This window comes from Micrococcus sp. HSID17227 (assembly GCF_003989405.1).
Taxonomy (GTDB): domain Bacteria; phylum Actinomycetota; class Actinomycetes; order Actinomycetales; family Micrococcaceae; genus Micrococcus; species Micrococcus luteus.
This window is the reverse complement of the sequence record NZ_RBLN01000124.1, coordinates 1-6,198: the sequence shown is the minus strand read 5'-3', so window position 1 is coordinate 6,198 and position 6,198 is coordinate 1. Positions and strand designations below refer to the sequence as shown.

Annotated in this window: 7 protein-coding genes; 4 read left to right on the top strand and 3 right to left on the bottom strand. The window is 73.4% G+C overall.

Annotated features, from left to right (window positions below; all coding sequences use genetic code 11):
• From D8M29_RS07475 to purM, 4 genes are all read left to right on the top strand, one after another.
• On the top strand, positions 1 to 274 hold a 274-nt coding region (locus tag D8M29_RS07475), incomplete at its 5' end, for a sterol carrier family protein (protein WP_127445878.1).
• Between the two features lie 141 nt (positions 275 to 415).
• On the top strand, positions 416 to 823 hold the full coding sequence (locus tag D8M29_RS07470) for a hypothetical protein (protein WP_095347358.1): 408 nt from the start codon (positions 416 to 418) through the stop codon (positions 821 to 823).
• On the top strand, positions 820 to 2,433 hold the full coding sequence (gene purF, locus D8M29_RS07465; RefSeq protein WP_095347359.1) for an amidophosphoribosyltransferase: 1,614 nt from the start codon (positions 820 to 822) through the stop codon (positions 2,431 to 2,433). The genes D8M29_RS07470 and purF overlap by 4 nt, the downstream gene beginning before the upstream one ends.
• Complete coding sequence (purM, locus tag D8M29_RS07460) at positions 2,430 to 3,587, top strand: phosphoribosylformylglycinamidine cyclo-ligase (RefSeq protein ID WP_095347360.1); 1,158 nt, start codon at positions 2,430 to 2,432, stop codon at positions 3,585 to 3,587. The genes purF and purM overlap by 4 nt, the downstream gene beginning before the upstream one ends.
• A gap of 99 nt (positions 3,588 to 3,686) precedes the next feature.
• On the opposite strand, the gene D8M29_RS07455 is transcribed toward purM, so the two are convergent.
• The 3 genes from D8M29_RS07455 to D8M29_RS07445 all read right to left on the bottom strand — a co-directional run bounded on the left by D8M29_RS07455 (position 3,687) and on the right by D8M29_RS07445 (position 6,022).
• Entirely contained in the window at positions 3,687 to 4,676 is a 990-nt protein-coding gene (locus D8M29_RS07455) for a hypothetical protein (protein WP_036314245.1), read from the bottom strand.
• A 198-nt stretch (positions 4,677 to 4,874) separates the two neighbouring features.
• The gene (locus D8M29_RS07450) at positions 4,875 to 5,819 is read right to left on the bottom strand and encodes a Sir2 family NAD-dependent protein deacetylase (RefSeq protein WP_095347362.1); all 945 of its coding nucleotides are present in this window, start codon (positions 5,817 to 5,819) and stop codon (positions 4,875 to 4,877) included.
• Entirely contained in the window at positions 5,816 to 6,022 is a 207-nt protein-coding gene (locus tag D8M29_RS07445) for a DUF3073 domain-containing protein (protein ID WP_036339330.1), read from the bottom strand. Before D8M29_RS07445 ends, D8M29_RS07450 begins: the two co-directional genes overlap by 4 nt.
• Positions 6,023 to 6,198: the final 176 nt, after the last annotated feature.

The following is a 6,198-nucleotide window of genomic DNA, read 5'->3' as shown; positions in this document are numbered from 1 at the left end:
GACGGCAGTGCGCTTCGCGCTCGAGGAGCTGGCGACCCGCGTGCCCGGGAACTCGGTGGAGGTGCGCGTGCCGCCCTTCGGCGTCGCCCAGTGCCTCCCCGGGCCCCGGCACACCCGCGGCACCCCGCCGAACGTCGTGGAGATGGACGCCGTGACATGGCTGTCCCTGGCGACGGGACTGACGTCCTGGGAAGAGGCGACGGCGGCCGGCGGCGTGCGCGCCTCGGGCGTGCGGGCCGACCTCGGCGCGCACCTGCCGCTCGTGCGGCCGTGAGCGAGAGGTGTCCGGCAGTCCTCTCGGCGACACCGACCGTTCGAACGTCGGCACCGTTCCTCGTCGCGGGATGCAGCTCTGCCGATCCCGCCGCGGGCACGCGCGACTGGCCCCAGCGGCCGACTCGATAGACTGGCGCGCATGACCTCCGCCCCCGAGCCGACCCCCGATCAGCGCGCCTACACCGTCCGTCGCGCCCCGCGGCTGACCGCGGTGCTCGCGGTGGCGCTCGCGCTCGGCCTGCTGATCGCCCTCGTGATCACCACCGCGGTCCACGCCTCCCCCACCCCGCCCGCGGACCCGTACTCCGGCATCCCGCTCTCCTTCTCGGAGACGTTCGGCTTCGCGGCCCTGCTGAGCATGCTCGGCACCGGCGTGCTCGGACTGATCGTGTGGCTGCTGCTGGACCGCCGCTCCCGGTCGACCGCGCGCACCGTGGTCCTCGAGCGCACCGACGACCCGGCCATGGCGGACGTCCGCCTGGACCGCGTGGACGCGGGCGCCCCGCCCGCCCGCACCACCCCCACCGAAAGGACCCCCGAGCAGTGATCGCACCGCGCACCCGACGAGGCGACGGCCGCCTGACCGCTGCCCTCGACCCCCAGGACCAGGGGCCGCAGGACGAATGCGGCGTGTTCGGCGTGTGGGCGCCGGGCGAGGAGGTCGCGAAGCTGGCCTACTACGGCCTGTACGCGCTCCAGCACCGCGGCCAGGAGTCCGCGGGCATCGCCGTCTCGGACGGCGGGCGCATCGCCGTCTACAAGGACATCGGCCTGGTCTCCCAGGTGTTCGACGAGGCCACGCTCACCGCGCTGAGCGGCCACATCGCCGTCGGCCACTGCCGCTACTCCACCACCGGCGTGAACAAGTGGGCCAACGCCCAGCCCACCTTGGGCGCCACCGCCGACGACGGCACGGTCGCCCTGGCGCACAACGGCAACCTCGTGAACTCCGCCGAGCTGCTGCGCATGGTGCACGCCGCGGACGGCCGCCACACCCACGGTGAGATGAAGCAGGGCAACACCACGGACACCGCCCTGGTCACGGCCCTGCTCCACGGCGCCCCCGGGGACCGCCTCGAGGAGACCGCCCTCGAGCTGCTGCCGAAGATCCGCGGCGCCTACTGCTTCGTGTTCATGGACGAGCGCACCCTCTACGCCGCCCGCGACCCGCAGGGCGTGCGCCCGCTCGTGCTCGGCCGCCTCGAGCGCGGCTGGGTGGTGGCCTCCGAGCAGTCGGCCCTCGCCACCGTCGGCGCCTCGTTCATCCGGGAGGTCGAGCCCGGAGAGATGATCGCGATCGACGAGGAGGGCATCCGCTCCACCCGCTTCGCCGAGTCCAAGCCGGCCGGCTGCGTGTTCGAGTACGTGTACCTCGCCCGGCCGGACGCCACGATCGCCGGGCGCTCTGTGTACGAGTCCCGCGTGGAGATGGGCCGCCGCCTCGCGCTCGAGCAGCCGGTCGAGGCCGACGTCGTGATCCCCGTGCCCGAGTCCGGCACGCCCGCCGCCGTGGGCTACGCGGACGCCTCGGGCCTGCCGTTCCGCCAGGGCTTCGTGAAGAACGCGTACGTGGGCCGCACCTTCATCCAGCCGTCCCAGACGCTGCGCCAGCTCGGCATCCGCCTCAAGCTCAACGTCCAGTCCACCGTGGTGGCCGGCAAGCGCGTCGTGGTGGTGGACGACTCGATCGTGCGCGGCAACACCCAGCGCGCCGTCGTGCGGATGCTCAAGGAGGCCGGCGCTGCCGAAGTGCACGTGAAGATCTCCTCCCCTCCCGTGAAGTGGCCCTGCTTCTACGGCATCGACTTCGCCACCCGCGCCGAGCTCATCGCCAACGGAGCCGCGGTGGACCAGATCGCCGCATCCATCGGCGCCGACTCGCTGGCCTACATCAGCGAGGAGGGCATGATCGAGGCCACCGGGCAGCCGCGCGAGCGCCTGTGCACCGCCTGCTTCACCGGTGACTACCCGATCCCGCTGGCCGACGAGGGCGAGCGCGGCAAGGGCCTGCTGGAGCCGGTCGCCGTGTCGCCCGCGTCCACCGTGGTGCTGGACGTGGACGGCGAGACCACCACCGTGACCGCCACGGGCTGCGAGCCCGGCCCGGACGCCGACGACGAGAAGCTGCTCACCGAGACGGACAGGACCCCGCTGTGACCCCGAACCAGACCCCCTCCTCCGCCGCCCCGATCACCTACGCCTCGGCCGGCGTCGACGTGGAGGCCGGCGACCGCGCCGTCGAGCTGATGAAGGACGCCGTGAAGGCCACCCACACCCCCGAGGTCATGGGCGGCATCGGCGGCTTCGCCGGCATGTGGGACGCCTCCGCGCTGCTGCAGTACCGCAAGCCGCTGCTGACCACGTCCACGGACGGCGTCGGCACCAAGGTGGCGATCGCACAGGCGATGGACAAGCACGACACCATCGGCCAGGACCTCGTGGGCATGGTCGTGGACGACATCGTGGTGGTCGGCGCCCAGCCCCTGTTCATGACCGACTACATCGCGTGCGGCAAGGTCGTGCCCGAGCGCATCGCGGACATCGTGCGCGGCGTGGCCGAGGGCTGCCGCCTGGCCGACACCGCGCTCGTGGGCGGCGAGACCGCCGAGCACCCGGGCCTGCTGGCCGCGGAAGAGTACGACGTGGCGGGCGCGGCCACCGGCGTGGTCGAGGCGGACATGGTCCTGGGCGCGGAGCGGGTGCAGTCCGGCGACGTCGTGATCGGCATGGCCTCCTCCGGCATCCACTCGAACGGCTACTCGCTCGTGCGCCGCGTGGTGAACGCCGCGGGCTGGTCCCTCGACCGCGAGGTCACCGAGCTCGGCTGCACCCTCGGCGAGGAGCTGCTCGTGCCGACCCGCATCTACTCCCGCGCCTGCCTCGACCTGGTGCAGCGCCTCAACGGCCACGACGGCGGCTCGGACCTGCCGGTGCGCGCGTTCAGCCACGTGACCGGCGGCGGCCTGGCCGCGAACCTGGCACGCGTGCTCCCGCAGGGCCTCATGGCGACCGTCGAGCGCGACACCTGGTCCCTGCCGCCCGTGTTCCGCCTGGTGGGCGAGCTCGGCCGCGTTCCGCAGTCCGACCTCGAGCGCACCCTCAACCTCGGCGTGGGCATGGTGGCCGTGGTGGACCCGGAGGTGGCCGCGAAGTCGATCTCCGTGCTCGTGGACGCCGGCATCGACGCGTGGGAGATGGGCACCATCGGCGCCCTCACCGACGACGCGGCGGCCGCGGGCCTGGACTTCGTGCATGGCGCCAAGGGCGTCGACGGCGGCGCCGTGCTGATGCGCGGCCAGTACGCCGCCTGACCCCCCGGGGGCGTTTTCGTTCGGGAAACGGCGGCCTCCGGAGCGTTTTCGTTCGGGAAACGGCGGCCTCCGGGGCGTTTTCGTTCGGGAAACGGCGGTTCACGACGCGAAGATCCGCCCGCCGAGCCGGGCCCGGTGCGTCTGCACCTCGGCGACGACGCGCCGGAAGTCGTCCCGCGCGTCGTCCACCGTGGCCCAGATCTGCGTCCAGCCCGCGCGCGCCCATCCCTCGTCTCGCCACGAGTCCACCGCGAGCTGTGCAGGATCGAGGTGGTGACCGCCGTCGTAGTGGACCACCAAGCGCCACTGCCGCCACCCCAGATCCGCGTCCGGTGACCGGGCCCGGCCCGGGTGCAGCACCAGCTGGAGCTCCGGCTCGGGCAGGCCGGCGTGGAGCAGGGCCAGTCGCAGGGCTGTCTCCTGCGGGGAATCCGCGCCCACCCGCACCAGCTCGAGTGCGGCACGGGCGGTGCGCACTCCCTTGAACCGTCCGGCACGCAGGAGCGCGGACCGCAGGGCCGCCGTCGTGGTCCGTGGTGAGCGACGCCCCTCCGGCGACCACGGCCGATGGATGAGGGCGTCCCCGGCCGCCACGACGGGCTCGAGCATGCCTGGACGAAGCAGCGCGGCCAGATCCGCCCAGGATCGCTCCAGGCTCGTCAGGCGGATCCCGTGGAGGGCTGTGACGTCCGCGGCCGGGACGAGGCGGGCATGCGAGGTGATCTCCGGTCGGACGCTCGCCCCGCGCGGGTGCGGCCGGGACACGTGCACCGTGCCGTCCTCCGCCAGGAACGGCGGCAGCGGCACGCGGTGCAGGAGCAGCGCCGTGAGGTGGGAGGCCACTCCCCCGCTCGCCTCCACGATCGCGGCCGTCTCCTCCGGCGCGAAGGGAGCGGGCGCCTCGGCGTAGCCGAGATCCGCCCACGAGCCGAGGTGGTCAGTCCGGAGCCGATGGACCCCATGCGTCACGCGCCGCACGTCACCGCCGCGGACCAGTCGCTCCGAGACCCCGGCCGCGCGCAGGTCGCCACGGGTGAACGGCCGGCCGGTCTCGACGATGTCCGGCAGGGGCAGGGAAGACGTGTCCATGCCCGTGACGATGGCTCAACCCGGCCTATCCCGCCCGCTCAGGAGCACCCACCGTGGACGACGACGCCGGCGGCGCCACCTGTGCAGGAGTCGTGCGTGGCCCCGGGCCACCCGGTGTCCACACCCCCGGCGCCCGCCGTTTCCCGCACGAAAACGCCCCGGCGTCCGCCGTTTCCCGAACGAAAACGTGGGTGGGGGTCAGAGGCGGGCGTCGAGCCAGGCCAGCGCGTCGGCGACCGGGGCGCGCCAGCGCCAGCGGGCCTTGGCGTCGGCGCGGGTGGGGCCGAGGTTGATCAGCCCCGTCTCATGCCCGGCCCGCTCGGCCCGCAGCACGAACCGGTAGCCGCTCATCACGGCCAGCGAGGTGCCGACGGCGAGCACCGTGCCGCCGTCGTCGGCCATCGCCTCCGCGGCCGCGCGCCGCGCCGCGGGCACGGACTCACCGAAGTACACGACGTCCGGCTTGAGCTTCACGGAGCCGCAGACCCGGCAACCGACCATCGTGAACTCCTCCACCCAGTGCTGGTCGAGGGAGACGTCGCCGTCGGGGTTCACGGCGTCCGGGTCGATCGCCACGCGCTCGAGGTAGCCCGGATTGGCGGCCTCGAGCCGCAGGTCCAGGTCACGGCGGGACTCGGTGGCCCCGCAGTTCAGGCAGGCCACGCGCGCCAGGTCGCCGTGGAGCTCGATCAGCCGGTCCTCCGGCATGCCCGCCGCGCGTCCGGCCTCGGCGTGCAGCCCGTCCACGTTCTGGGTCAGGATGCCGGCGATCCGCCCCTCGGCCGCCCAGCGCGCGAGGATGCGGTGCGCCTCGTTCGGCCGGGCCTGGTCCATGCGGCGCCAGCCCACGAACGAGCGCGCCCAGTAGCGGTGGCGGGCGGCCGGGTCGTCCCGGAACTCCTGGTACGTCATCGGCCGGTGGCGGTGCAGGGACCCGTTCGGCCCCCGGTAGTCCGGGATGCCGGAGTCCGTGGACACGCCGGCCCCGGTGATCACGAGCGGGCGGAACTCCTCCATCAGACGCAGCAGACCCCGAGACGCCGTCTCGGGGTCCTGCAGCGGTGCTGTCTCATCCACCACCCTGGCGATCGACCGCAGGGCGGCCTGATGCCCGTCCAGGGCCGGATGCCGTGCGGGCGTCATCGCGCCCGTGCGTCGTCGTCCTCGTCCTCCGCGTAGAGGTCCTCGTAGGGATCCTCGTACTCGGGCTCCTGGTCCGGCTCCGGGCTGCGCGTGCGCCCGCCCGTGAGCTCTCGCTCCAGTGCCGAGAGGTCTGTTCCGGGAGAGAAGTACTTCATCTCCCGTGCCTGCTTCGTGGCCTTAGCCTTCTGACGGCCGCGCCCCATGAGCGTGACCCCCTTCGCATCTCTCGCCGCCTCGGATCTGTGGCGCACAGGGGCCCGCCGAGGTACTCACTGGTCAATATGGTTCGTGCGGACAAGGATACATGACCGGCTGGACGGCCCGAGGACGACGACGGCCGGCCCGGTCCGGCGGGGCGTGCGGCGGCGCCGGGTGCGGC

What these genes read in the sequence shown, in the direction of transcription:
- D8M29_RS07450 (WP_095347362.1), bottom strand. Translation starts at nt 5,819, where the DNA reads ATGACGCCCGCACGGCATCCGGCCCTGGACGGGCATCAGGCCGCCCTG.
- D8M29_RS07445 (WP_036339330.1), bottom strand. Translation starts at nt 6,022, where the DNA reads ATGGGGCGCGGCCGTCAGAAGGCTAAGGCCACGAAGCAGGCACGGGAG.
- D8M29_RS07470 (WP_095347358.1), top strand. Translation starts at nt 416, where the DNA reads ATGACCTCCGCCCCCGAGCCGACCCCCGATCAGCGCGCCTACACCGTC.
- D8M29_RS07455 (WP_036314245.1), bottom strand. Translation starts at nt 4,676, where the DNA reads ATGGACACGTCTTCCCTGCCCCTGCCGGACATCGTCGAGACCGGCCGG.